The 22,080-nt window shown below is 58.7% G+C and carries 27 protein-coding genes and 2 pseudogenes; 8 read left to right on the forward strand and 21 right to left on the reverse strand.

The window, feature by feature from the left end; genetic code table 11:
• Positions 1-221: 221 nt before the first annotated feature.
• From NKJ34_RS14275 to NKJ34_RS14305, 8 genes and pseudogenes are all read right to left on the reverse strand, one after another.
• Positions 222-1,508 (reverse strand): tyrosine-type recombinase/integrase, encoded by a 1,287-nt coding sequence (locus tag NKJ34_RS14275; RefSeq protein ID WP_253738988.1) that lies wholly within the window; start codon positions 1,506-1,508, stop codon positions 222-224.
• A 383-nt stretch (positions 1,509-1,891) separates the two neighbouring features.
• Positions 1,892-2,011, reverse strand: a pseudogene (locus NKJ34_RS15985) (hypothetical protein); the annotation flags it as partial.
• A gap of 33 nt (positions 2,012-2,044) precedes the next feature.
• On the reverse strand, positions 2,045-2,326 hold the full coding sequence (locus NKJ34_RS14280; RefSeq protein ID WP_253738989.1) for a hypothetical protein: 282 nt from the start codon (positions 2,324-2,326) through the stop codon (positions 2,045-2,047).
• A 53-nt stretch (positions 2,327-2,379) separates the two neighbouring features.
• Positions 2,380-2,571 carry a halo-CC-star protein HcsS gene (gene hcsS / locus NKJ34_RS14285; RefSeq protein ID WP_425491842.1) on the reverse strand — a complete coding sequence of 64 codons (192 nt, stop codon included), beginning with the start codon at positions 2,569-2,571 and terminating at the stop codon, positions 2,380-2,382.
• On the reverse strand, positions 2,562-2,927 hold the full coding sequence (hcsL, locus tag NKJ34_RS14290) for a halo-CC-star protein HcsL (RefSeq protein WP_253738990.1): 366 nt from the start codon (positions 2,925-2,927) through the stop codon (positions 2,562-2,564). The genes hcsS and hcsL overlap by 10 nt, the downstream gene beginning before the upstream one ends.
• On the reverse strand, positions 2,924-4,864 hold the full coding sequence (arsA, locus tag NKJ34_RS14295; protein WP_253738991.1) for an arsenical pump-driving ATPase: 1,941 nt from the start codon (positions 4,862-4,864) through the stop codon (positions 2,924-2,926). Before arsA ends, hcsL begins: the two co-directional genes overlap by 4 nt.
• 3 nt (positions 4,865-4,867) lie before the next feature.
• On the reverse strand, positions 4,868-5,194 hold the full coding sequence (arsD, locus tag NKJ34_RS14300; protein WP_253738992.1) for an arsenite efflux transporter metallochaperone ArsD: 327 nt from the start codon (positions 5,192-5,194) through the stop codon (positions 4,868-4,870).
• Positions 5,195-5,346: 152 nt separating this feature from the next.
• A complete protein-coding gene (locus tag NKJ34_RS14305; RefSeq protein WP_253738993.1) occupies positions 5,347-5,739 on the reverse strand; it encodes a cupin domain-containing protein in 393 nt (130 codons plus the stop codon).
• A gap of 214 nt (positions 5,740-5,953) precedes the next feature.
• Here NKJ34_RS14305 and NKJ34_RS14310 point away from each other — a divergent pair, with 214 nt between their 5' ends.
• From NKJ34_RS14310 to NKJ34_RS14325, 4 genes are all read left to right on the forward strand, one after another.
• Positions 5,954-6,352: an ArsR/SmtB family transcription factor gene (locus tag NKJ34_RS14310; RefSeq protein WP_253738994.1), complete on the forward strand. Its 399-nt coding sequence runs from the start codon at positions 5,954-5,956 to the stop codon at positions 6,350-6,352.
• A 123-nt stretch (positions 6,353-6,475) separates the two neighbouring features.
• Entirely contained in the window at positions 6,476-6,910 is a 435-nt protein-coding gene (locus NKJ34_RS14315) for a low molecular weight phosphatase family protein (RefSeq protein WP_253738995.1), read from the forward strand.
• Positions 6,911-7,104: 194 nt separating this feature from the next.
• A complete protein-coding gene (locus NKJ34_RS14320) occupies positions 7,105-8,196 on the forward strand; it encodes a Na/Pi cotransporter family protein (protein ID WP_253738996.1) in 1,092 nt (363 codons plus the stop codon).
• Positions 8,197-8,255: 59 nt separating this feature from the next.
• Positions 8,256-8,684: a universal stress protein gene (locus NKJ34_RS14325; protein ID WP_253738997.1), complete on the forward strand. Its 429-nt coding sequence runs from the start codon at positions 8,256-8,258 to the stop codon at positions 8,682-8,684.
• Positions 8,685-8,688: 4 nt separating this feature from the next.
• Here the strand turns inward: NKJ34_RS14325 and NKJ34_RS14330 are convergent, their stop codons facing one another.
• From NKJ34_RS14330 to NKJ34_RS14345, 4 genes are all read right to left on the reverse strand, one after another.
• Positions 8,689-9,618, reverse strand: coding sequence for a CBS domain-containing protein (locus NKJ34_RS14330; RefSeq protein ID WP_253738998.1), 930 nt, complete (start codon positions 9,616-9,618; stop codon positions 8,689-8,691).
• Positions 9,619-9,830: 212 nt separating this feature from the next.
• Complete coding sequence (locus NKJ34_RS14335; protein ID WP_253738999.1) at positions 9,831-10,589, reverse strand: SagB/ThcOx family dehydrogenase; 759 nt, start codon at positions 10,587-10,589, stop codon at positions 9,831-9,833.
• Positions 10,590-10,596: 7 nt separating this feature from the next.
• Complete coding sequence (locus NKJ34_RS14340; RefSeq protein WP_253739000.1) at positions 10,597-10,755, reverse strand: hypothetical protein; 159 nt, start codon at positions 10,753-10,755, stop codon at positions 10,597-10,599.
• Between the two features lie 222 nt (positions 10,756-10,977).
• Complete coding sequence (locus tag NKJ34_RS14345) at positions 10,978-13,605, reverse strand: cation-translocating P-type ATPase (protein WP_253739001.1); 2,628 nt, start codon at positions 13,603-13,605, stop codon at positions 10,978-10,980.
• A 625-nt stretch (positions 13,606-14,230) separates the two neighbouring features.
• Here NKJ34_RS14345 and NKJ34_RS14350 point away from each other — a divergent pair.
• From NKJ34_RS14350 to NKJ34_RS14360, 3 genes are all read left to right on the forward strand, one after another.
• Positions 14,231-14,443, forward strand: a complete 213-nt coding sequence (locus tag NKJ34_RS14350; RefSeq protein ID WP_253739002.1) for a hypothetical protein — start codon at positions 14,231-14,233, stop codon at positions 14,441-14,443.
• Between the two features lie 145 nt (positions 14,444-14,588).
• Positions 14,589-15,524 carry a signal peptide peptidase SppA gene (gene sppA, locus NKJ34_RS14355; protein WP_253739003.1) on the forward strand — a complete coding sequence of 312 codons (936 nt, stop codon included), beginning with the start codon at positions 14,589-14,591 and terminating at the stop codon, positions 15,522-15,524.
• A 129-nt stretch (positions 15,525-15,653) separates the two neighbouring features.
• Entirely contained in the window at positions 15,654-15,800 is a 147-nt protein-coding gene (locus tag NKJ34_RS14360; protein ID WP_253739004.1) for a hypothetical protein, read from the forward strand.
• A 297-nt stretch (positions 15,801-16,097) separates the two neighbouring features.
• On the opposite strand, the gene NKJ34_RS14365 is transcribed toward NKJ34_RS14360, so the two are convergent.
• The 9 genes and pseudogenes from NKJ34_RS14365 to NKJ34_RS15990 all read right to left on the reverse strand — a co-directional run.
• On the reverse strand, positions 16,098-16,355 hold the full coding sequence (locus tag NKJ34_RS14365) for a DUF7123 family protein (RefSeq protein WP_253739005.1): 258 nt from the start codon (positions 16,353-16,355) through the stop codon (positions 16,098-16,100).
• Complete coding sequence (locus NKJ34_RS14370) at positions 16,352-16,615, reverse strand: DUF8028 family protein (protein WP_253739006.1); 264 nt, start codon at positions 16,613-16,615, stop codon at positions 16,352-16,354. Before NKJ34_RS14370 ends, NKJ34_RS14365 begins: the two co-directional genes overlap by 4 nt.
• Positions 16,616-17,010: 395 nt before the next feature.
• Entirely contained in the window at positions 17,011-17,997 is a 987-nt protein-coding gene (locus tag NKJ34_RS14375; RefSeq protein ID WP_253739007.1) for an aldo/keto reductase, read from the reverse strand.
• Positions 17,998-18,193: 196 nt separating this feature from the next.
• Positions 18,194-18,634 carry a DUF7124 domain-containing protein gene (locus tag NKJ34_RS14380; RefSeq protein ID WP_253739008.1) on the reverse strand — a complete coding sequence of 147 codons (441 nt, stop codon included), beginning with the start codon at positions 18,632-18,634 and terminating at the stop codon, positions 18,194-18,196.
• Positions 18,616-18,774: a hypothetical protein gene (locus tag NKJ34_RS14385; RefSeq protein WP_253739009.1), complete on the reverse strand. Its 159-nt coding sequence runs from the start codon at positions 18,772-18,774 to the stop codon at positions 18,616-18,618. The genes NKJ34_RS14380 and NKJ34_RS14385 overlap by 19 nt, the downstream gene beginning before the upstream one ends.
• A gap of 134 nt (positions 18,775-18,908) precedes the next feature.
• Positions 18,909-19,142 (reverse strand): hypothetical protein, encoded by a 234-nt coding sequence (locus NKJ34_RS14390; RefSeq protein WP_253739010.1) that lies wholly within the window; start codon positions 19,140-19,142, stop codon positions 18,909-18,911.
• A 253-nt stretch (positions 19,143-19,395) separates the two neighbouring features.
• Positions 19,396-19,863: an exodeoxyribonuclease VII large subunit gene (locus NKJ34_RS14395; RefSeq protein WP_253739011.1), complete on the reverse strand. Its 468-nt coding sequence runs from the start codon at positions 19,861-19,863 to the stop codon at positions 19,396-19,398.
• Between the two features lie 99 nt (positions 19,864-19,962).
• Positions 19,963-20,208, reverse strand: coding sequence for a DUF7861 family protein (locus NKJ34_RS14400; protein ID WP_253739012.1), 246 nt, complete (start codon positions 20,206-20,208; stop codon positions 19,963-19,965).
• 436 nt (positions 20,209-20,644) lie between these two features.
• A pseudogene (locus NKJ34_RS15990) lies at positions 20,645-20,985 on the reverse strand (DUF302 domain-containing protein); the annotation flags it as partial.
• A 220-nt stretch (positions 20,986-21,205) separates the two neighbouring features.
• On the opposite strand from NKJ34_RS15990, the gene NKJ34_RS14410 reads away from it, so the two are divergent.
• Positions 21,206-21,970 (forward strand): hypothetical protein, encoded by a 765-nt coding sequence (locus NKJ34_RS14410; RefSeq protein WP_253739013.1) that lies wholly within the window; start codon positions 21,206-21,208, stop codon positions 21,968-21,970.
• Positions 21,971-22,080: the final 110 nt, after the last annotated feature.

A 22,080-nucleotide genomic window follows, 5' to 3' on the forward strand; every position in this document is an offset into this window, starting at 1 on the left:
TGGCTACACTGCTAGATATATCAAAATCTGTTCGTATGATTGGCAGAATAACAAGAATGGCTGTTTGGAGAGCGACCTGAGGCAGTTTCCACTGACCGAATCGGTCAAATTCACGCATTATAGCCCCGCTAAACCCACTGTAGTCTCAACTTACCGGTTGTCGAATTGATATAGCGGTATAAAGTTTACAATTGCAGTAACGATGAAATTCTCTGGCCCCACTATAGGGGGTTAAACGCCTCAGCTAGCTGTTCCCGCATGAACTGTCGACGTAACTGGCGAGACCGATTGTCTGAAAGGTAGTTTTGCATGACGACCTGTGGATCACTACTGCCCTGTTCTGCAGCAATTTCTTCGACTCCATCAAGCACGCCCTCCAGAACCGCAGTATAGGTATCGTACCAGAACCGTCGACAGAGCTGTGGACTGGGCTGTTCACCGTCGATTTGCTCTGGGAGATCGGCCTTTGACGCAAGCGCTCGGAAGCGGTTGCGGATTGTATCTCTCGTGACGTGTGGTTTCGCCCCCTGTGAGGACGGGAACAGATAGCCAGACCATGTCTCATCGGCTGCCAATGTCTCTATCCGTGAGTCCAGCAGATCCGCTCCAAACAACACAGAGACCTCTCCAGGGCCGTTTTTCCGGTCTTCGAATTCGATATAGGGGACATCGTTGTCTGGGACATCACGATTGAATTGTGAGACATGCAGGCCAGCGACTTCACTGGCTCGGAGGCCCCAACCAGCCAAGGCCATAATCAAGAGTTTCGCTCGGGTTTCGGTGGTCGCTGCAACGAGCTCCTGAATGTGTTCAGCAGAAAGCGACGGCGTTGAGGAGGCCCCGACTTCCCATTTGAACTCGTCGTAGAGTCCACTCGCCGGATTAAGCGAGGCAATCCGTCGACCGACGAGATGTTGATACCACGCATCGACGATGCGCCGCACCCGCTGGAGCGTTTGAGCACTGTATTCGTGGTCAGCACCTTCATTGAGCCAATCGAAGGCTGCATAACAGGCGTCGACAGCCTCGTAGGCCGGTATCTCTTCGTCTCGTTGGATGGGTGTGAGGAGATCGTCGGTATCGTTGGCTTCCGTATAGGCCCGGACATAGAGATTGAGCCGTGTCCTGAGTGCGTCGACCGAGGACTGAGCGAGACTGTACCGCGACTGACGACGATCGAGAAAGCCCTCAAGCGCAGCTACTGTCTCGCTGTCTTGGGTAGCCCAGTCGTACCCGTCGTCGACGCCGAGCGCAAGGGTTTCAGCCCAGAAGTCGCCAAAAGAGCGACCGTGGTGCCGTCGGAGGGCAGCAACAAACGATCGCGCACCGTGGTCCCGAAACCACTGGTGGCTGGGCTTTTCGGTCGTGGGATCGATATCTTCGGCCTCGAGACACGGAGCGATACGGTCCCAGTACAGTTCGACAAAGTCCTCCAGCGAACATTCTGTCCATCGGATATCGTCGAATGTAGGTGAGTCACCGTCCAGAGTCTGCGGGGAGTCACTCATTAAATGGTTCCTCCTCGGTCGCGAAAATCGCGTAAGGGAGCCCGATCGCTGTCTGTCGACCTAATTCTAAGAGTGGCATAGACTGGTCGTTTAGCCATTCAGTAGAGAATCTTATAATTCTGTGGGTTATGCAGACCAGTACAGTCTGCTAAACCCACGCAAATGTGGTGGAATAATCCGCGGTAAGAATAAATCATATTACGCTATACAAAATTAGCCGCTCTGGCCGCCGCTCGGTGGTGGTCAAGCGGTACCTTCCGACGATAATCCGTATCAAACGACTGTATTTCGGGATCCCAACTCCGACTGGAGCGCCTGCCATCTGCAGCATGCCGATTGGACTCCTGATGAGTGACGACCCCGTCTCGCGCTCGACAGGCCATCTATCGACACGATCGTTTGAGAGAGTCCGAACTGAAGTCGTCGACTACAGACATGCGGAGCGTTTCAACCATCGCCGCGACCGCACCTTTCATATCGGTCGCTCCGCGGCCGTAGATGCGGTTGTCGACGCGCTCGCCGAGGGGATCGTAGCTCTACGCCTCGCGCTCGTAGGGCGCGGTGTCGACGTGGCCCTCGTAGAGCAGTGTCCACTCGCTGTCGCCGGGGACGATCGCTACGAGGTTCGGTTTCCCGTCGACGGACTCGATCCATTCGGTGTCGACACCCCAGTTCAAAATGCGATCTTCAAGCCACGCCAATAGTTGGGTGGTCTCCCCAGGTGGGTTCTGGGTATCGAACGCCAGCAGATCCAGCGTCGACTCGGCGAGTCGCTCGCGGCGGGCAATATCCGCGTAGGATGGGTGGCTCTGGGTCATGATGGTGCCTCTGAGAGGGAAGTCGCAGGGAAAACGGAGCGCGGTGTGACTACTTAGCAGCAGTCGTCGCCAGCACCGCAAGCGCTGCCGTAGTCGACGCCGATCTCCCGGCCGATGGCGTCGTTACACCGCATCAGCAGGGAATTGAACTGGAACTGGCTCTGCTCGCGTTGGGCGTTGCGAAGCTCCTCGCCGAGCTCCTCTGCGGCCGCCATGACCTCGTCGTTGGAGGTGCTCAACAGCACCCACCTCCCGATGACTGGGCGAACTCCATGCCGATCGGTTCGCTGATTACGTCGTTTGTCTCCTGAAGCAACTCGATGAGGTCGGACTGTGCCGCACGGTGCTGCTGGATCGTCTCGTTTTCCGAGAGCTCCTCTTGGAGCTCTTGCAGTTCGGCCATCAGCGACTGATCGAAGTTCTGCTGCATCTGTCGCTGTTTCTGTCGGTACTCATCGAGCAGTTCCATGGCTTCGTCGTCGTTTTCGAGCCGCTCGTTGGCAGCCATGAACTGCTGGTAGGTTTCGCTGTCCTCGATGGCGTCGATGAACGCCTGAAGCTTCTGTTCGACTGCGTCTTCGACGGATTGGGTTTCACTCATTGGTGTGGGACTTCTGCGGTCTGTTTGTCAGTGAGCTCAGCCAGTCCGGTCACCGCGTCACCGAACGCGCTGAGTTCGTCGAGGCCGATCGGCTCGTCCCCGCGAAGGGGAGCGAGCATCATCGGTGTCTCGAATCGATCCTTGATCTCGCCGAGATACTGCTGCTGTTGGGCCCGGCGGTTGGCGAAGAAGGCGTTATCGCCGTACTCCTCGGGCAGAAGGTAGTTGGCAACGACGAACGCCGTCTCGATGCCGACCTGATCATTCAGATCTTCGGCGGCGCGGTGGGCCTCCATCATCGGCGTATACTCGGGGTACATGACGAAGGCAAAGGAACTCTTGTCGGGGTTCTGCATCGTCTCGATAACGTTGTCGTATTGGTCGCCCTTCGCGGGGGCGGCTCCCTTCGTCAGCGAGCCGAGATCCATGAACCCCTTCCAGTCGGATGGGAGTTCGAGGAGTCGGAGCGTGTGACCCGTGGGTGCGGTATCGAAGACGACGATGTCGTAGCCATCCTCGTCGAAGTAGCCGACGAACTTTTCGAGGGCGGCCATCTCTTCGGCACATGGTGATTCGAGCTCCTCTTCGACGTTGGCGATGGCCGCCTCGACGTCGATCTGGGTGTCCTCTTTGCCCTCATACATCTCCCGAACGTGGTCGAGGACCTGCTCGCGGTACTCTTCGAGAGCCTGCTCCTGATCGATGCGGGCTGCATCGAGGTTGGCCTGGCTCACCGAGGTCGGCTCGTGGCCGACGGGTTCGCCGAAGATGTCTTCGAGGTGGGCCGCGGGGTCGGTCGTGACCACTAGCGTCTCGTAGCCCGCCTCGGCGAGTTTCGTCGCCGAGGTTGCGGCGATTGTACTCTTGCCGACGCCGCCCTTCCCGGTGAAGAACAGATAGCGCGTCTCGCCGTCGACCGGCTGGAGTTTCTCGGCGACAGCATCGGGGTCGGTCAGAGGGTCGAAGTCGACCGACTCCTCGGTGTCGACGTTGGTTGCCGACCCGACGTCGACGGTGGCCTCGTCGTCGTCGTAGAGAACGCCACCGACGTCGGCAAGCAGGTCGAGACCAGCGATCTCACCGGGCTGCAGCGGGTAGGTCGCCATCGCGTCGGCGTCGAACTCGCGTTCGGCGCGCTCGATGACAGCCTGTTCGTCTTCGCGTTTGCCCTCGAAGAAGGGGTCCTCACAGACCGACTCGGGCAGGTAACCGTTGATGATCAGCAGCTGGGACTCGATGCCCAACTCGCCGAGATCCGACGCGCTCCGCTGGATCTCGTCGACCGAGGAGTCCTCTGGTTTGCCGACGAAGGCAAACGAGGTCTTTTCGCTATCCTGGAGCGTGTCGATGGCGCGCTCGTAGTCGGCCTTTTTGTCCTCCATTGAGGCCGCGGGGCCGATACAGGTCGACCCTCCTTTTTCGAGTTCGGCGTTCCAGTCGGATGGGAGTTCCATCAGCCGGATCGTGTGACCCGTCGGCGCGGTATCGAAGACGACCACGTCGTACTCCGGGGAGTCCATGAAGTCGACGAAGTTGTCGAAGGCCGCGATCTCCTCGACACACGGGCTGTTAAGCTGTTCTTCGACCGCGCTGATCTGCTCGTCGTCGAGCAGTTCGCGCATCGGCTCGATGGTCTCCTGGCGGTAGTCCTCGGCGGCCTGATCCGGGTCGATCTCGATCGCCGAGAGGTTGTCGATGTCCTGGATCTCGGTGACCTCGTGGCCGATCTCTTGGCCGAAGATATCCGAGAGGTTCGGTGCGGGATCGGTGGTCACCAGCAGGGTGTTGTAGTCGTTGTCGGCGAGCCACGTTGCCGTCGCACAGCTGACGGTGCTCTTGCCGACGCCGCCTTTCCCGCTGAAGAAGACGAACTCGGTGTCGTCACCGCTCGGTTCAACAATCCCTCGTGCGTCCGTCGTTGTTTGCGTTGTTGCCATTAATTAGGCCTCTTGAGATTGATTGGCGCGCAGTTCGGCTGCCAGCTCGTCGTAGGAGAGGTATTCTTCCTTGGCGACGATCTCGCCGTCGACGGTCGTGATCGGGAGGATCTCGGGGCCGTTCTCTTGAACGAGGTCGTAGATCTCCTCGGTGTTGAGGAACGCCTCAATGTTGTGCTGCATATTGGCACGCGAAATCTCGGCCTCGTCGAATTCGTCTTCGAGTTGGTCGAGCGCAGCACTCAGTTCGACGAGTTCGTCGTCGGGGTCCGGTCCACAGACGCCTGTGGAGCAACACATCGCTTCTTCGTAGAGTTGAATTTGGGTCATGGGTTGATTGATTGTTGGTCAAACGAGACTCGACTGGTCGGAACCGTCGACCGTGAGTGAAAATCGTCTTGTCTCGTACTCATTTGAGCAAAACGTGAAACAGTCACCTAAACGTTTCGATGAACACTAAACCGATTGTCGGCCGAATCGGCTCAGCCAACGAAGCCGTCTGCGATCCACGAACCGTCGTCATCGGCCGTTTCAGCGGTCGTGATACACCGGGAGGCGGGCGCGCTGACCAGCACGAACGCACTTTCGGTTTCGCCGTTTCTGATCTGGCGGGTCGACTCCGGCGGGATGCGGATTACGTCACCGCTTTCCATTGCGACGGACTCGTCATCCACAACGACGGTCGCGCGGCCCTCCATGAGGATGTAGATCTCCTCGTGGTCGCTGTCGGCGTGGTCGTGTGGACGATTCCGCCACTCCGGCTCACGGCGGGCGATCATAACGCCGACTTCCTTGCTGTCGAGTGGGTCACGCAGCGTGTGCATTGCTCCCGAAACCGGTTGGATGTTGGTGTAGTTGACGCGCGTGTACGACATTATGCCCACCCCACAGTCCCAGAGTCGACTGGTGTCAGTGGTCGACGTTTTTTGTTCGTCGCTAGCCGCGTCGACTGTGACACCCGCCACTGTACTGTACGGATAACTATATACGGGCTTAGATTAGTAAATTCTAAATTGTTTTGTTGTGGGTGAGACGATATCGTGGGTAGTGCTGCAAAAGAGTTAATTTACATGTCGATCAACTATTCGTATGTCCGCGAGCAACCGGCTCCAGCGGTATCTCACCGACGAACGGGGGAGTTGTACGAACGACGCACTCCAGGAGCGACTCGAAGAACTAGAGGAGTTGGATGCAGCTGTCGGCGGCCCCGATCTCGAATCGGACGTCGACCTCCTGTCGGCGATGGCTAACGAAACGCGGTACAAGATCGTTCGCATCATTCACACGGCTGGCGAGGAGCTGTGTGTCTGTGAGTTCGCGCCACTGCTCGATGTGAGCGACAGTGCGATCAGCCATGCACTGTCACAGCTCACCGACGCCGGGCTCCTCACACGGCGAAAGGACGGCAAGTGGCGCAAGTATAACACGACCAACCGGGCGACCGCCATGCTGGTCGCGCTCGACGGCTCCCGATCCGTCGAGCCGTAACCGATCGAGCCGTCATCTGTCATCCGTCGAGCCGTGGTCCCTCCATGCTGTCAGACGGCGTCTATTGAGACATATATACACCACATAGAAGTCGTTAATCCGACAGCGGCAGTCGGGGTCGGTATGGGAGACGATTCGACGGCGACCCTTGGATTCGTGTGTGTACAGAACGCCGGGCGCAGCCAAATGTCGACCGCCTTCGCCGAACGAGAGCGTGAGCGCCGTGGGCTCGAAGACAGCGTCGAGATCATCACCGGCGGCACCCACCCCGCCGACAGCGTTCACGACGAAGTCGTGACCGTCATGGAGGATCACGATATCGACCTCTCGGATCGAACGCCGCGGGAGGTCTCCACTGACGAACTCGAATCGTGTGACGTCGTCGCCACGATGGGCTGTTCGACGCTCGAACTCGATGCCGACGACGTCGACGTGCGTGACTGGGCACTGGACGATCCCGATGGGCAGGGTCTCGATGAGGTCCGCGCGATCCGGGACGATATCGAACAGCGCGTTACAGACCTGTTCGACGAGGTCGACACGAACGGTTCGGAGTAGATTCAGGATCTAGTGGAAGCTTAGTCGAGCGTTGACATCCTCCGAGATTGTGGTTCGGATGGCGACTCTCGCGTTTGGATTCTGTACTCGTGGCGGGCATACGACTTGTCCTATCACATGAGTGGGAACACAGCTTATTCGAATGGCTGTCGTTTCACTGTACAGCGGCCGTATACAATGGAGGACTGAGACTCGTGAACTGGCCCGGGAAGCGGTCGCTCGGCCGGATTTCGTCGTCGCTTCGACTCGTGGTTGCCACGGTCACTACTGTCGCGCTGTTTCTGTTCGCAGTCCAATTGTTGGGAACGACGACGAACGCGGCTGCTCCGGCACTCAGACAGGCACTAACGAGGGTGGTTGTCGGCGATAGCTCCGCGCTCGGTGTGAGTTGGCTCGCGGCCTACGTACTTGGGAACGGGTCAGTCGTTGCTGCGCTTGCCCTCTCGCTGTACAACGCGGGACTCGTTCCGGTCTCGCAGTTGTTCCTCATGATAGCGGGCTCACGGCTCGGTGCGGCCGCCATCGTCGTGTTTATCGGAGCCTTGGATTTCTTCCAGAAGGAGCGCTATTCGCTGCAGGAGGGCGTGAGTATGGGACTACTCACGTTCCTGTTGACACACTCGATCTACCTGCCAGTGACCGCCGTGGGCTATCTGCTGTTGCCACGGATGACGGGCCCAGCCCGGACTGTCGGTCGACTCCCAACTGTCGACGGAGGAATCCTCGCAGCGATCCCGACGCTCTGTCAGCAGCTCACGGAACTCCTCGGACCAGCGCCAGCATTCCTGCTGGCAGTCGCGGTTCTGTTCGGGAGTCTCCAGCTGTTCGACCGTATCCTCGATGGGATCGAAACCACCGTGTTACGGAGCTATCTGTTCCGACATTTCGAGCGAACGTGGCTCTCATTCGGCCTCGGGCTGCTCATCACGACTGTGACGACGAGCGTCGCCTTCTCGGTGGGTGTGATCGTCCCGCTTTACAACCGTGGCTACGTCGAACGGACCGAAATCATTCCCTACGTGCTCGGCGCGAACATCGGGACGCTGTTCGATGCACTGCTCGTTGCGCTCGTCCTGTCGACACCGGTCGGCGTCACGACCGTCCTGTTGATCCTCGGACTGTCGACCGTCGCCACGGTCGTGGCCCTCCTACTGCTCGACTGGTACGTGTGGAGCATCGAAACCGTCGACGATCTCCTGCTCGAAGACCGCCGCGCGTTCGTCGTGTTCGTCGGGTCGTTGCTCCTCGTGCCGATCATACTGGTTGTCATTCCGCTTGTAATATAATATTTAGTCGGCCCGTATCCGGAACATAATTATTAGCGAGCCTGGCCTGTAGTTCGTCCATGGCTGCTGATGTCGAGAGGGTCCTCGTCCCGACCGACGGCGCACCACTTTCGCGGGACGCACTAATGTATGCACTGGCAGTCCACCCGACAGCAGAGATCACGGTGCTACACGTTATCGACTACATCGAGGAGATGGACGTCGCCGAGGCGATGATCGGACGGGAGGAACTACACGAGCGGACGACCGAGCGTGCCGAGGCGCTGCTCGCAGACGTGACCGCAGACGTGACCGACGAGGATCGACTCACGACCGCGTACGTCTTCGGCACCCCTGCAGCCGAGATTATTTCGTACACGAAGGACCACGGCATCGATCTGATCGTTATGGGATCACATGGTCGCACTGGCCTCTCTCGCGTCATCCTCGGCAGCGTCGCCCAGAGCGTTCTCAAGGGTGCTCCAGTTCCGGTAACCATCATTAGGTAGGGCCTCATCCAGCGGGGATCGCTTCGAGCTCAATCCGACCGATATCCGGTGGCTCGTCGATCAGCACAGCGGCCTGTCCCTCGACGAGCCGCTCGCCATCGGCGTCGACGACATCCGTCGTCAGTTGGTACTTGTCTCCGCGTACGTGCTCGCTAATCTCACAGACTGCGGTGAGTCGCTCGCCAATGTCGGCCGGCTGGAGGAACGAGAGGGTCTGGGAGACGTAGATGGTCACGCCGGGGAAGCGAGCCAACGCGGCGCTGATCAGCCCACCGACAAGCGTCCCTTGGACGATCCGTCGACCGAACCGTGTCTCGCGGGCGTAGGCCTCGTCGAGGTGGAGACGGTTCGTGTCACCGCTGGCAGCGGCAAACCCCCGCACGTCCCCTTCGCTGATCGGTTTCGTGAAGGCGATCCGGTCGCCGACTGAGACCGCCGCATCGGAGAGCCCACGGCTTTCGGTCTCCCAGTTGTCCATCTCGTAGGCGGTCTCCTGGAACCGGTGGTAGCGGTGGGCCGCGTCGTCGGGCCGGTCGAGCTCGCTGCGCTGGAGGACCTGCGGGACGTGGTGGACGATGTCGTCGGTGCTGACGAGCCCGACGAGTTCTTCGCCGTCGAGGACGACCAGCCGAGCGATGTCGTTGTCGGCCATCCGCTCGACGGCTTCGCCGACAGTCGCGCTGGCATCGACGGTCACCACGTCAGTCGACATGAAATCGGCCAGCCTGCGCGTTCGGGGGTCCGAGTCGTCGCGAAGCACCCCCACGAAGTCGTCGCTGGTGACGATGCCGACGACTGCGCCCTCGTCGACGACGACCAGCGATCCGATATTTTCGTCTTGGCAGGTGGCCGCAGCCGCGGTCGCCGTGGCGTCGGGAGGAGCTGTCTCGGCGGGACTGCTCATGATGTCGTTGATACGAATCGGGGACGGCATACAACCCCTATCAGACTCCGCGATAAGGGCATATTGGCGACTAACTTACGAGTTGGCTGAACACGCCTGCCGCCTCGGCCAATGCCAGATATGGGGTATCTTTCATGGCTGGTTCCGCTTGTGACACGCTCGCGGTCTCCTCACAACACGGATCGACGCTGCGGCGCCCGAGCTGCGAGACAACGACAGCCAGACACAACAGTCGATCTCGCTTACTCGTCGGTCACTCCCACTCGCTCGCCGACCGGGAAGACGTACAACGGTCGCTGGGTCGACGGGGCCTCCAAGACCTCCCGAACGCGGTCGTCGTCGAAGGCACCGACCGAGACGGTCGCAAGGCCGAGTGCTTCGGCCTGTAGGTAGAGGTTCTCACCGGCGTGGCCAGCCTCCATCGGCACGAACCGTTGCCGCCCGCGGTCGCCGTACTTGCCGGTCGTGCGCTCGTCGACTCCACAGATGACGATGTCGGCGGGTGCGTCGTCGACGAACTCCTGATCGAGTGTCGCTGCCCGAAGCTCGGCCTGGAGGTCGCCGGTTCGGCCCTGGCCGAGTTCGTGACCCTCCGGCCGGTAGCGGTAGACGCCGGGGTCGAGTCCCTCTACGCCGGGCGAGCCGATGACGACGTACAGTTCAAGGGGATAGAGCGCGCCCGCGCTCGGGGCCGCCCGGTGATCATCTACCTGGTCGGTTACACCCTGTGCCGCCCAGAGTACCTGCCCGAGTTCACTGCGGTCGAGCGGGCGGTCACTGTAGGTACGCCGGGAGCGGCGGCTGTCGATTGCGTCCTCGACCGAGACATTGCTCTGGTCTCGCGGCGCTGGCAGCGAGACGGTATCGTCGGCTGGCCATCGCTCACCGCCGTCGGATCGGAAGGGTCCGAACGCGTCGACCACCCGACCCACGAGTAGCGAGAGGCCGCCAGCGACCAGTAGCGCGAGCGTCGTTCGGCGCGACGGTCGTTCGAGCGCCATCCGTGCATCACCGCTCGAACCGTAGGTCCCGCGTGGAGTCTTCGGCGACGACCCACCAGTACAGGTCTTCTTTCGGGTTCCGACGGTCGACGTCATCTTCGACTTGCTTGCCTGTCTCGGCCCCCCGGCCACAGAGGTTGCAACGGTGGTGGCGTGTCGACACCATGTCATGATACTCCATGCCAGGATCGATAGTCGCTTGGATGGGGCACAACTATCCGGCCTGTTGCTGGCAACCTGCTCTTATAAGTGGTGGCTGTCGGCTACTCATGGCGAACTGCAGTCGACTTATCAAGCCGCTTATCAATTTCGACTGAGCTCCCGGTGCGGGAGTCTCGGGTTGCGGGGCTGAGAGGGGTCAAGTCGGCCAGCAGGTGGTCCGCCCCTACTACTGAGCGAAGCGCGAGGCCAGCACGGCGACCCCCATGTACGCCGGAAGGCAGACCGCGAGCACGAGCCCGATTATTCCCCAGTCGGTTACAGTGAGAGGCACCGTTCCAAAAAACCGGTTGAGTGGCGTATACACCACTGCAAGTTGGAGTCCAGCCGAAACCACGACGGCGACGAGCAACCATGGATTCGACAGCGCTGGCGTCCCCCGCAACCAGCGGATGACGTAGAGCCCGACGAATTCGAGGAAGACGAAGCTCGTGAACACCATCGTCATCGCATACGGCGTGGTCTCCGGCGCACCGTCGAGCGTGACGCTCATCAACACGAGCAGTGCACTCGTCGTCACCGCTCCGATGCCACCGATCAAGCCGAGCATCTCTCGACCGATGATTCCCTGGTCGGACTCACGTGGTGGCCGCTCCATCACCTCACCGCTCTGGGGGTCGACGCCGAGGGCGAGTGCTGGCAGCCCGTCGGTCAGCAGATTGATCCACAGCAACTGGACGGCTGGCAAGATGAGATAGCCGTACAGCGAGGCGATGAAGACGATTGCCACCTCTGCGACGTTGGCAGTCAAGAGGTAGGCGACGAACTTCCAGATGTTGTCGAAGATCGCCCGCCCGCGCTCGACGGCCCGCTCCATCGTCGCGTAGTTGTCGTCCAGCAGCACGATATCGGCGGCCTGTTTGGCGACATCCGTCCCACGAACGCCCATTGCAACACCCACATCCGCGTTTTTGAGTGCTGGCGCGTCGTTGACGCCGTCGCCAGTCATCGCGACATCGTGATCCCTCGACTGGAGAGCCTCCAGAATGCGCACCTTGTGGTCCGGCGATGTCCGGGCAAAGACGTCGACCGACTCGACTCGCTCCCGAAGCGTTTCGTCGTCCATTCGCTCGATCTCTCGACCTGCAAGCACCTCGGTGCCGATCCCGACTGACTCGGCGATGGCCCGCGCGGTCCGGACGTTATCACCGGTCACCATTTTGACGGCGATTCCCGCACGCGTCGTCGCCGCGATCGCCGGTTCGACCGCCTCTCGCGGCGGGTCAATCATCCCGGTCAATCCGACGAAAACGAGTCCACCATCGAGATCGTCGACAGTAGTCGACTCACGGTAGGCCATCGCCAGTACCCGAAGAGCGTCGTCAGCGAAGGCTCGAACCATCGCCTCGATTCGCTCGCGGGCCTCAGCCGTGAGTGGCTCCGGCCCGTCGGCGGTGAAGATCCGGTCGCAGTTCTCGATGACGACCTCCGGTGCCCCTTTGACGTAACCGATCTCGTCGTGGACCGTCCCCATCCACTTCCGATCGGAGGCAAACGGTATCGAACCAGTTCGTGGTTGTTCGGCCCGAAGGGCGTCGATATCGATGCCGCGACGGTCGGCCAATTCGAGCAGCGCCTGCTCCGTTGGATCGCCGTCTTCGAGCGTCGAGTCGTTACAGAGCACCCCGATCCGCACGAGGAGATCGTCTCGTTCCGACCACCGTTCTGATTCGGATGCCACCGCATCACGATCGTCGTGAGCCGTGCCGGCATCGCCCATCGTACGACTACCGTCGCGAGCGGTGTCGACATCGATGACGGCGTCGTTCACCCAGAGCCTGCTGACGGTCATCTGTCCCCGTGTCAGGGTGCCGGTTTTGTCCGTACAGATCACGTCGACCGAGCCGAGTGCTTCGACCGCCGGGAGCCGTCGGACCAGTGCGTTTTCGGCCGACATCCCTCGAACGCCGACTGCAAGGGTTAGTGTGACCACCGCCGGTAACCCCTCCGGAACCGCGGCGACCGCGAGCGAGACGGACGTGAGTGCGGCTTGGACCGCTTCCGTCCCCCGAACTACCAGCACAGGTGCGACCACGACCGACAGCAGGATGACTCCAACACCAAGCGTCCGTCCCAACTCGTCGAGTTCCTCTTGGAGTGGCGTCCGAGTCTCCTCGGTCGAGGCGAGTGCATGGGCGATCTCGCCGACCGCCGTCTCCATCCCGGTTTCCGTGACGACCGCCGTTGCCGTCCCACGGGTGATCGTCGTCCCCTTGTAGACCATGCTTGTCCGCTCGGCCAGCGGCGTCTCGGCATCGACTGGTTCGGTCGACTTCGAGACGGGCGTGCTCTCACCGGTCAGAGCTGCCTCGTCGGTTTCGAGACCGCTTGTCTCAAGCAGGCGACCATCAGCTGGGACGACGTTGCCACTCCGCAGAACGACCACATCACCGGGGACGATTTCAGTCGCCTCAACCGTGTGCTGCTCCCCTTTCCGACGGACAATGGCTGTCGGTGCGGCCATCTCCCGAAGCGATTCGAGACTTCGTTCGGCCCGGTACTCCTGTACAAACCCAAACACGCCGTTGGCCACGACGATGACCGAAATGAGGACTGCGTCGACGGTGTGGCCAGCCCAGATCGAGAGCCCGGCGGCGGCCAGCAGGACCCAGATCAGGACGCTATTGAACTGGTCGAGAAAGATGCCGACTGCTGGGCGTCCACGGGCCCGAGCGATCGTGTTTTCGCCGTAGTCGGTGCGTCGCTGCTGGGCCTCCTCGCTTGGGAGCCCCTCGGGGTGGGAGTCGACCCGGTCCAGAACCTGATCGGCCGGTGCAGCATGTGGCGACTCGGCCATCAGTTCGGTCTTCTGCTCGAAGCCTCATATGCATGGCCCGGAGCACACCAAGTCCGGAATGTTCTCCATCAACTACCCCACCCTAACTGCCTTTGGCGTTTTGAGGGCAGGGCTTATACGGGTACTGGATTGGGCCTCTCGATTGTTCGGCAGTTAGTCTCAGCTCACCGTTGGCAGATTCACGTCACAGAAGCCGGTTCGGGCGGTGCACGATTTGAAATCACTGGCGTCACCGTTGAGTAGGGATGCGTATGCGTCCTAAGTGGGAGGTGAGACTGGATATCAGTTGATATCCTCCCTGCCCTGAACAGTAATTGCCGAACCTAGCTGAGACTCTTAGGGCTGGGTTAATCAAAAAATGGTTCAGACGACTAAGGTAAAACAGGTCTGTCACTCGGATCGACCGCTTCCATAATTCGTGGGTGGGCAGTCAGTCAAGCATCCGTCGCTGGTGTTTACCGAGACACGTAGCCCTGCTCAACGAGTAGGCGACTAGCCAACTGCCATACTGGGTTGAGAGTAGTTCGTGGCTACCGGTCAGTTAGTCGTCGTAGGCAGTCCCTACTGTGCGATTACGAACAGTAGTCGACGTGTACTGAAAGTCACCTCTGTGCGTCTCGACTGTATGGTCTCCAACGAATTCCTTGAATCGAAGCTTGAGGGGTTAGCAAATACGCCCAGTGCCTCCGATCTTGAGTACGAAAAGAGCCAGCTCTGTACAACACTCAGTACGCAGGGTTTTGTAGAGTTCAGGCCTGACGAGTCAGCCGAGTCTCCTGAGGCATGGCTTCGAAGTGACACCGAGAGCTTCGTTTTTGGTCTTGAAGAGTGGCGCTGACGGTTGCTGTCTCCTGCCAGCCAGCGAGTTCGTCAGGGTATCGAACAGAATCAATTTGTCGAAGTCTCCAGTGCAATCGGGTAGTCAGTGGGCTACGTGGCGAGTGATATATACGAGCCACTCCCGAAAATAAGTCAGATCAAATATGAACACTGACGCCGATACCAACAAATCAGCCATGGTTGCTGCAGGGCTCGCGGGTGCTGCAGCGACCCTCGCTGGAAAACAACTCGTTGGTCGACTCACAGACGGCCGGTTCGGCGGTCCTAGAGATTACAATGTAGCGAAAGTCACCGTCTCAGGACCGATTCAGCGCACCCGCAGTCGATCCTCATCACTCTCGGGAGGAAATGTGTGCATTGCCGACGAGATCGTCGAGCAGATCGAGGCAGCCGACGACGACGAGGCTGTCGAAGCCCTCCTCGTTGAACTCAATACACCCGGTGGGGAAGTGCTTCCGAGTGACGACATCCGCCGTGCGGCGGTCGACTTCGAGGGGCCGACGATTGCGTATGCGACCGACACGTGTGCCTCGGGCGGGTACTGGATCGCAAGTGGGTGCGACGAGCTGTGGGCCAGAGATGCCAGCCTCGTCGGGTCAATCGGTGTCGTCGGCTCCCGACCCAACGCAGCTGGACTGGCCGACAAACTCGGGCTCTCCTACGAACAATTCACAGCCGGTGAGTACAAAGACGCTGGTGTTCCGCTCCGCGAAATCGAGGACGACGAGCGCGAGTATCTCCAAAATATCGTTGACGGCTACTACGACCAGTTCGTCGAGACCGTCAGCGACGGCCGTGACATGGACCCACAAGACATCCGCGATACGGAGGCCCGTATCTATCTCGGAAGCGATGCGCTAGAAATCGGGCTCGTCGACGAACTCGGAACCGAAGCCGATATCGAGAATAGAATTGGCGATCTGATCGATGCCGATGTTGAAACCCAAGAGTTCGAGCCCGATCGGAGCATTGCTGAGCGCTTGGGTCTCGGTGCCGAACGAGTCGCCTTCGCCGCTGGCAACGGTGTCGCCAATCTTGCAGTAAGTGACGGTAGCGACCTCAAGATCGAACTGAAGTAACCAGCTAACCGAGGCTTTTCCGTAGCACCCAACAAACGATCGTGATTCTCTGGGCCCTCTGGGATACGTGACATTCTCCCCGCGCTAGAGCGCGAGGATTTCGGCGAGGAGACAGACGCGACGTTCTATATGTATAAGAAAGAAGAACGGCCCTACCACATTGACTATACGTTCGTCCCACGCGAACTCCTGGAATCGAATATCAAGATGACGGTCGGTGAGTACAACGACTGGATCGACGCAAGCGATCATATGCCGCTGGTGGTGTCAATCTGAAACAGTACCAGTTTGTCCAGGTCGGATTCACTCACTCTGACTTCGACCCCACGAGGGTTCGTCTGTAACCAATTATTAACCAACAGTGGGCTAAGTCTGCTGTCACCTGTTGGTTAACGTGATCCCAAAATGCGGTCCGAGGGTTCTCTCACTGCCGCACCCAAACAGCGAGGTATCCAAGCGGATTAGGAAGGCCTCTGCAAGAGATCGTCTTCGTCTCGCTGTCAGCCGAGACACTGCTGGTGCTCGAAGCAATTGGTCCAAAGGAGTGGTGGTGGGTCGACGGTGACGACGCCGTTAGCTGGTCTGCTCGACACGCCACGTGGTCGCCCCAGTATACGACCAACGTTCGATCGAGAGATCGTCGACCGAGTCCTGAAGCTTGACGATCAGCGCGCCGATCTCCTTCGACGAGAGGCTGACATCCTCGGCGATGAACTTGCTTTTGAAGTACAACTCACCATCTTCGACACGGGCACGAAGATAGTCGGCAAGCCGCTCGTCTTTCGGTTTGGCGTCGCTGGTCGAGGTATCAGGATGGGATGAGGCGCTCATTGGTTGGTATGGGTGTGGTTGTGTCCGACGAACAGGGCGATCAGATTCACTGCGAGCAGACCGAGGAATATGAAGCCGGTCTGTGAGCCTAAGCCACCCGAGAGGAGTGGCAGGTAGACCAGCGGCAACAGGATGGCTGCCCAAAAACTCATTCCTCGAACGGTTGCTCTGAGCGCAAGCGTTCCCTGCTGTGCGACATCTGCAGCCCAGTTCGTCACTGGGCTCGTATTCTGTGCATGGTTTGGTGTGGCGTTCGACATCAGATGGTCACCGTCTGACTACATCAACAATCCAGATACCCATATAATACGACGAGCGTTCGGACAGATTCAGACTCTTTAGACATGAAATGAGTCTCCTCTCAACATTTTATTGAGGCTTCAAATCTCTTTAGATACTTTATAATCCGATCTCACTCGTTTTCGCAATCAGGCCAGAATGGGATGGGAAATCTGAATTTGCCGGTGGCACCTCCAATATGCGCCCGCTTCTGTATCCAAAAGCCATACTGACCACACTCGCGCGCACTCCCTGCTCAGTGGAACAGGGGTCGACTGCCAGTTGAATACTGTCGGTCGACCAAGACTCGATCAGAAAGAGACGATTTCGTCGGGTGTACAGAGGTAGCCCGACGTCATCGAATTGGCGAAGTGGCCTACCACCGGTGATGGACGTGCTCGCGCACGTTCTTCTCATAGACTGCTTCGACCGCCTCGTGAGCGTCGACCCCAAGCGGGTCGACCTCGGAGACCGCGGCGTTTGCGCGGATATGCTCGGGCGTCGTCGATCCGGGAATAACCGTCGAGACGGCCTCGTGATCGAGAATCCACCGGAGCGAGAACTGCGCCAACGAGAGCTCCGCCGGGACGTGCTCGGTCAACGCGTCGACAGCATCGAGACCGACCTCGTAGGGCACACCAGCGAAGGTCTCGCCGACGTCGAAGGCCTCGCCCTCGCGGTTGTAGTTACGGTGGTCGTTTTCGGGGAACTCGGTCTCGCGTGAAAGCGTCCCAGTGAGCAGTCCCGAGGCAAGCGGCACCCGAACGATCACGCCGACATCTCGGGCCGCAGCCTCCTCGAAGAACAACTCGGCGGGCCGTTGTCGAAACGGATTGAAGATGATCTGTACCGACTCCACGCCAGGGTACGTGATCGCTTTGAGTCCCTCCTCGACGCGTTCGACGCTGACGCCATAGCGTTCGATCCGCCCTTCGTCACAGAGCGTGTCGAGCGCATCGAAGACCGAGGGGCGATAATAGACGTCGGTCGGCGGGCAGTGGAGCTGCAGGAGATCAAGCGCCTCAACGCCGAGGTTCTCCCGCGAGCGGTCGACGAACCGCCGAAGGTTTGCTTCGGTGTATCCCTCGGTTGTGTGTGGATCGAGCCGTCGACCTGCCTTCGTTGCGACTGTGACCTCTGAGCTGTCGATGTCTTCTCGCAGCACGTCGCCGAGGATGCGCTCGGAGCGCCCGTCGCCATAGACGTCCGCAGTGTCGAAGAAGTCGACGCCGCTTTCGCGAGCGGTTTCGACCGCCCGCTGTGCCTCGGCCGATGAAACATCGCCCCAGTCACTGCCGATCTCCCACGACCCATACCCGATTTCACTTACCGAGTCGATCGTCCCAAGCGTTCTGTGGTTCACGTATGTCCGTATTCGTACGAATCTAATAGTAGTGGCTCTCGGTATCGAAGATTCGTCTCTCAATGCGCATACTCGCAGTCGTTCGGCACGGTCTAGTTACCGACTTCCGCAGTTGGCGTTCGATCAGCTAACGATTCCACTATTGCACAGGTGCGAAATCAACGAAAAAGTCTCGCGCTTCAGCGTGGGGAAGATCTCAATCAATCAGGTCTCGAACGGGAGCGAGGAGACGAGCGACGAGCCCGGGATCGGATCGAGTCTCGGAGACCTTCCAGTCGGCTCTCTCGGCCGCCTTCGAGACACGGACGTACTCCCAACAAAAGAGCGTCGACACCCGCATATCCTCGTCGCTCGCCCCAACGTAGACGTGCCGTGGTGTCGGTACCGTCTCGCAGATCTCTTCGAGGAGGAACCACTTGTCGCGGCCCTGGATATCGAAATCCTGTCGAAGGTCGTACTCGGTGACGATCCGCTCGATCCGGTCGGTATCATCGTCGATGAGACCGATCGACTGACTCCAATTCTGTGCATCCTCGAACGCCGCTTTCGGGTCTTCGAGTCGTTCGATGGCCGAGAGCGAGAACGCGAGCGTTATCTTACCAGTGTCGCTGTCGCCGTTCATGTGACTGCTAGGCATCGATCGATCGCTTCGGCCGCCAGCGAGACGCGCCGGCTGACCGCGCCGTCGACGACCTTCGGGTTGTACTCCGATCCACCGACGACTGTCGAACTGCCAGCCGCACCGAGGCTGTCCAGTCCAGCGAGTTCGCTGCTCATTCGAACTCCCTGCCGTCGACGTGTTTGGGGCCGCCTCTCCCACGACTCGTTACTCATATTCAACAAAAGGGCATTCACGGATCATCAATCACCGGGGACGATGTGCTGACTTCACCCGGCAAATAGACGACTCCCTACTCGTCCGATTCGGCCTGACGAAGCACCTGCTGGATACCGATCGTTGCAGCGTTGGCTCCGTACTCAGCACTCCGCCGCACACTATCGAGCAACAGCCCCATGGTGTGTGCCGCATGGGGGTCGTCATGACCGTACAACTCCTTGTCTGCAGCATCGATGGTTTCGATAAGCTGATCGCGTTCCCGTAGTTCGCGGTGGGCCATCCCAATGTCGCCGTCGGCCAGGACCACGTCGGCACTCCGATGAGGATCGACCGGGCGATGCCACCGTAGTCGTCAAGCAGCCCCGCGAGGTCGTCGGGAATCGCCGACTCGGTTTCGAAGACGACCGTCGCATCCTCGTCGAGCGTGGCCACGCCACTCATCAGCTCCTGGAGGGCATCTGGGCCTTGGACGCTGGCGTGCTGAACTTTGATGTCGACATCAGGGTAGCGGGCATGTATGGCTGTGACAGCGTCGACGCGAGCGTCGCTATCGGCCGAGGTTACGGCCCGATCGTTTCCGGAAGTTCCGGCAGCGGTTGCTTGCGGCCATCTGAAAGCAGCCCGTCCTCGGCGAGCAGTTGCTTGTTCTCGGCATAGATTTGGCTGTACTCGCTTTCGCCCATGTCGACGACGTCGGTCACGAGGATCGAACAGGAGCCCTGTGGCTCGTAGAAGGACAACTCGCCTCGAACCGCGACCTGCATCTCCGCTTCCGGCTCGACAGTTGTCTGACTCCGTCGGAAACCGAACAGAACGCAGTGAATCGAGGCATCCCCGAAGACGAGATCAAAGTGGACGTGGCCATTTGAGTCGCGGCATCCAGACACGTCGCCGACAACGTAGTCGTGGTTCAGATCAGTCTGGTCGTCGATCAGATCGGCAATTTCGTCGTTCAGCGTCTCGACGGTGACGACATCGTCACTATCGAGGTCGACATCGACTGCCTGCGAGAGATCAGCATCGGCCATCCACATTCAGGGAAGAACGGTCAGTACAAAAACCAATTTGGGTCGTTTCCGGGAAACCAAGAGGTGGAGAGGAAGACGAACGAAGCAGTTGGCCAGTCTTCAGCCACCGTGTTTCCGGTACCAGACGCGCTCACCTACTGGGGATTCCCCATCGTCGATATCCAACCGACTGAGGAACAACTCCCGGATCGCGAGTGTAATACCCAATTCTACGGGTTCGTTGTCCTCGTCGATGACAGTGACGACACAGTGGCCGTCCCGCTGTTCGACTGAATCGATAGTCCCGGTCGACCAACGGTCAAGATCATGTGTCGGTTTCTGGGCATGAAGACGGTCGTGAGGCATACAGTGACTCGGAGGGCAAATGCTGTTTAGCTTTCGTGTGTCGGCTACTTTCGGCGTCACATTAGCATCCAAGAGTACCGGACGGCCTTTCTCAGTCACGAACCCAGACCCGCTTTCGACACAATGGCCCTCAGTGCGCAGTCGCGTGTATGTGTTCGGGCTTTCGAAAGCAGTTCTTCTCGGACGTTTGTTCGGATACAACCGAATCAATGACGTATCACTCATGTGTTACAGTCGTCGACATGACGACTCCAATCGTCTCGTATCTACTTTGACTGTGGGAATTTGACTGTGGGAATTTGACTGTGGAAATTATTAAAACGCGTATTTCTTCGAAATTAATAGTTTGGCGTATACGTTATTCTATGATAATTACCCCAATAATCAGGAGTACAATGGTCGTGGTATCGACTTGAGTCAATGAGGACATCAGGAATTAGGCCTCCGATACGGTCTCGAATTCGTCGTCGACGGTCGAGATGACACGCTCGAACCGGCCGAAGACATCATCTCCAATGGAATCGAGTGCGGGGTTGTCGGCAAGAGACAACAGTTGCTGTGGATCAGCTGCACTCACCACCACATTTCCCTCTTCAGTTTCGTAGACGATGACGTTGCACGGAAGTAGTGCCCCTAACTCTGGCTCTTCTACAAGCCCCTCATGGGCGAGCGCGGGATTGCACGCGCCAAGGATTTGATACTGGCTGAGTCGACGTCGTGTTTCTTTTTGACCGTCGTTTTGACATCGATCTCACTGAGGATGCCGAAGCCTTCGTTCGAACCTACCTCTCAAAGATGACCCGGTACAACCTCTTGGAGGCAAAAGGAAATCTAAACATCGGGTACGATCACGAAGTTCACGAAGCCGCTACACTCGTCATGTACGCCCTTCAAGAACGATTCGACTGGGCAGAGGACATCTCTGGCGTCGGTATGGGCGCACGTTGATGCCTCTCCAAGACTGAAAACTTAATATATTCAACAACTAATCAGTGTTATGCCAACCCTGAAAGCCTATGTCGGCAAAGAAGGCTATTACATCAACGCACGCCCCTCAGATGTTGGCAACGTCACGTATCAGGTCGACCCAAGCATCTGGGAATTTCTCGAAGAGATGGATTACGGCCATGAATCGGAAATCGAGTGGGGGCTAATCAAACCATTCCGACTTGCGGGCCTCATCTACACTGAGAACGGAGGAGTCGACGACATCGGCGATGACATCCCCGAACTCGATCCGACGAAACTGTCCACCTTATCAGCTGAAGCGATAGAGAAACTGCTTGAGTATATCGACTCGAGAGGCGACCTCAGCCCCAGTATCAAGAAGAAGATCAAATCCTACGTTCGGGAACATGGTACTCATGAATCCACTGGCTTGGCTGATGAGATCCACGATACCGCCAGTAAGGTTTTGGACGGTATAGGGGACCGGTTCAATAGAAATTCTATTGATGTGTCTGTTGATTCGAAGACGGTACAGCAGTGGCGAATAACAGATATCGAGATGCGTATTGAGAAGACTGTGTCATTCCCTAGTCCGACAGTTCTTCCAGAAATCATTCACACGATCTCAATTATAGAGCCCACAGATGGTCGCAATACAGAGAATTACACGACATGGGAAACTGAGATAGACGGGGACTACTCTTGGGATGTCGGTATTGAGGCACTTGAACAGAAAGCAGCGTTAGCCGAGGAACTCAAAGAACTGCTCACAGAACAGGGGCTGAAGTTGGGTGGGCCACCGAAGCTGGTCTGAGACGGCAACATCTAGCATCGATCAGTACACAGAGCGAGTTGATGAGCCGCGGACCAGTCAAGACCGAAAATACACGCTCATCACGAATGGGACCTCGCCGTCAATGACCT

The organism is Halohasta salina (assembly GCF_024178165.1).
In the GTDB taxonomy this organism is placed as follows: domain Archaea; phylum Halobacteriota; class Halobacteria; order Halobacteriales; family Haloferacaceae; genus Halohasta; species Halohasta salina.

What these genes read in the sequence shown, in the direction of transcription:
- NKJ34_RS14275 (WP_253738988.1), bottom strand. Translation starts at nt 1,508, where the DNA reads ATGAGTGACTCCCCGCAGACTCTGGACGGTGACTCACCTACATTCGAC.
- NKJ34_RS14280 (WP_253738989.1), bottom strand. Translation starts at nt 2,326, where the DNA reads ATGACCCAGAGCCACCCATCCTACGCGGATATTGCCCGCCGCGAGCGA.
- hcsL (WP_253738990.1), bottom strand. Translation starts at nt 2,927, where the DNA reads ATGAGTGAAACCCAATCCGTCGAAGACGCAGTCGAACAGAAGCTTCAG.
- arsA (WP_253738991.1), bottom strand. Translation starts at nt 4,864, where the DNA reads ATGGCAACAACGCAAACAACGACGGACGCACGAGGGATTGTTGAACCG.
- arsD (WP_253738992.1), bottom strand. Translation starts at nt 5,194, where the DNA reads ATGACCCAAATTCAACTCTACGAAGAAGCGATGTGTTGCTCCACAGGC.
- NKJ34_RS14305 (WP_253738993.1), bottom strand. Translation starts at nt 5,739, where the DNA reads ATGTCGTACACGCGCGTCAACTACACCAACATCCAACCGGTTTCGGGA.
- NKJ34_RS14310 (WP_253738994.1), top strand. Translation starts at nt 5,954, where the DNA reads ATGTCCGCGAGCAACCGGCTCCAGCGGTATCTCACCGACGAACGGGGG.
- NKJ34_RS14315 (WP_253738995.1), top strand. Translation starts at nt 6,476, where the DNA reads ATGGGAGACGATTCGACGGCGACCCTTGGATTCGTGTGTGTACAGAAC.
- NKJ34_RS14325 (WP_253738997.1), top strand. Translation starts at nt 8,256, where the DNA reads ATGGCTGCTGATGTCGAGAGGGTCCTCGTCCCGACCGACGGCGCACCA.
- NKJ34_RS14330 (WP_253738998.1), bottom strand. Translation starts at nt 9,618, where the DNA reads ATGCCGTCCCCGATTCGTATCAACGACATCATGAGCAGTCCCGCCGAG.
- NKJ34_RS14335 (WP_253738999.1), bottom strand. Translation starts at nt 10,589, where the DNA reads ATGGCGCTCGAACGACCGTCGCGCCGAACGACGCTCGCGCTACTGGTC.
- NKJ34_RS14340 (WP_253739000.1), bottom strand. Translation starts at nt 10,755, where the DNA reads ATGGTGTCGACACGCCACCACCGTTGCAACCTCTGTGGCCGGGGGGCC.
- NKJ34_RS14345 (WP_253739001.1), bottom strand. Translation starts at nt 13,605, where the DNA reads ATGGCCGAGTCGCCACATGCTGCACCGGCCGATCAGGTTCTGGACCGG.
- NKJ34_RS14350 (WP_253739002.1), top strand. Translation starts at nt 14,231, where the DNA reads ATGGTCTCCAACGAATTCCTTGAATCGAAGCTTGAGGGGTTAGCAAAT.
- sppA (WP_253739003.1), top strand. Translation starts at nt 14,589, where the DNA reads ATGAACACTGACGCCGATACCAACAAATCAGCCATGGTTGCTGCAGGG.
- NKJ34_RS14360 (WP_253739004.1), top strand. Translation starts at nt 15,654, where the DNA reads ATGTATAAGAAAGAAGAACGGCCCTACCACATTGACTATACGTTCGTC.
- NKJ34_RS14365 (WP_253739005.1), bottom strand. Translation starts at nt 16,355, where the DNA reads ATGAGCGCCTCATCCCATCCTGATACCTCGACCAGCGACGCCAAACCG.
- NKJ34_RS14370 (WP_253739006.1), bottom strand. Translation starts at nt 16,615, where the DNA reads ATGTCGAACGCCACACCAAACCATGCACAGAATACGAGCCCAGTGACG.
- NKJ34_RS14380 (WP_253739008.1), bottom strand. Translation starts at nt 18,634, where the DNA reads ATGCCTAGCAGTCACATGAACGGCGACAGCGACACTGGTAAGATAACG.
- NKJ34_RS14385 (WP_253739009.1), bottom strand. Translation starts at nt 18,774, where the DNA reads ATGAGCAGCGAACTCGCTGGACTGGACAGCCTCGGTGCGGCTGGCAGT.
- NKJ34_RS14395 (WP_253739011.1), bottom strand. Translation starts at nt 19,863, where the DNA reads ATGGCCGATGCTGATCTCTCGCAGGCAGTCGATGTCGACCTCGATAGT.
- NKJ34_RS14400 (WP_253739012.1), bottom strand. Translation starts at nt 20,208, where the DNA reads ATGCCTCACGACCGTCTTCATGCCCAGAAACCGACACATGATCTTGAC.
- NKJ34_RS14410 (WP_253739013.1), top strand. Translation starts at nt 21,206, where the DNA reads ATGCCAACCCTGAAAGCCTATGTCGGCAAAGAAGGCTATTACATCAAC.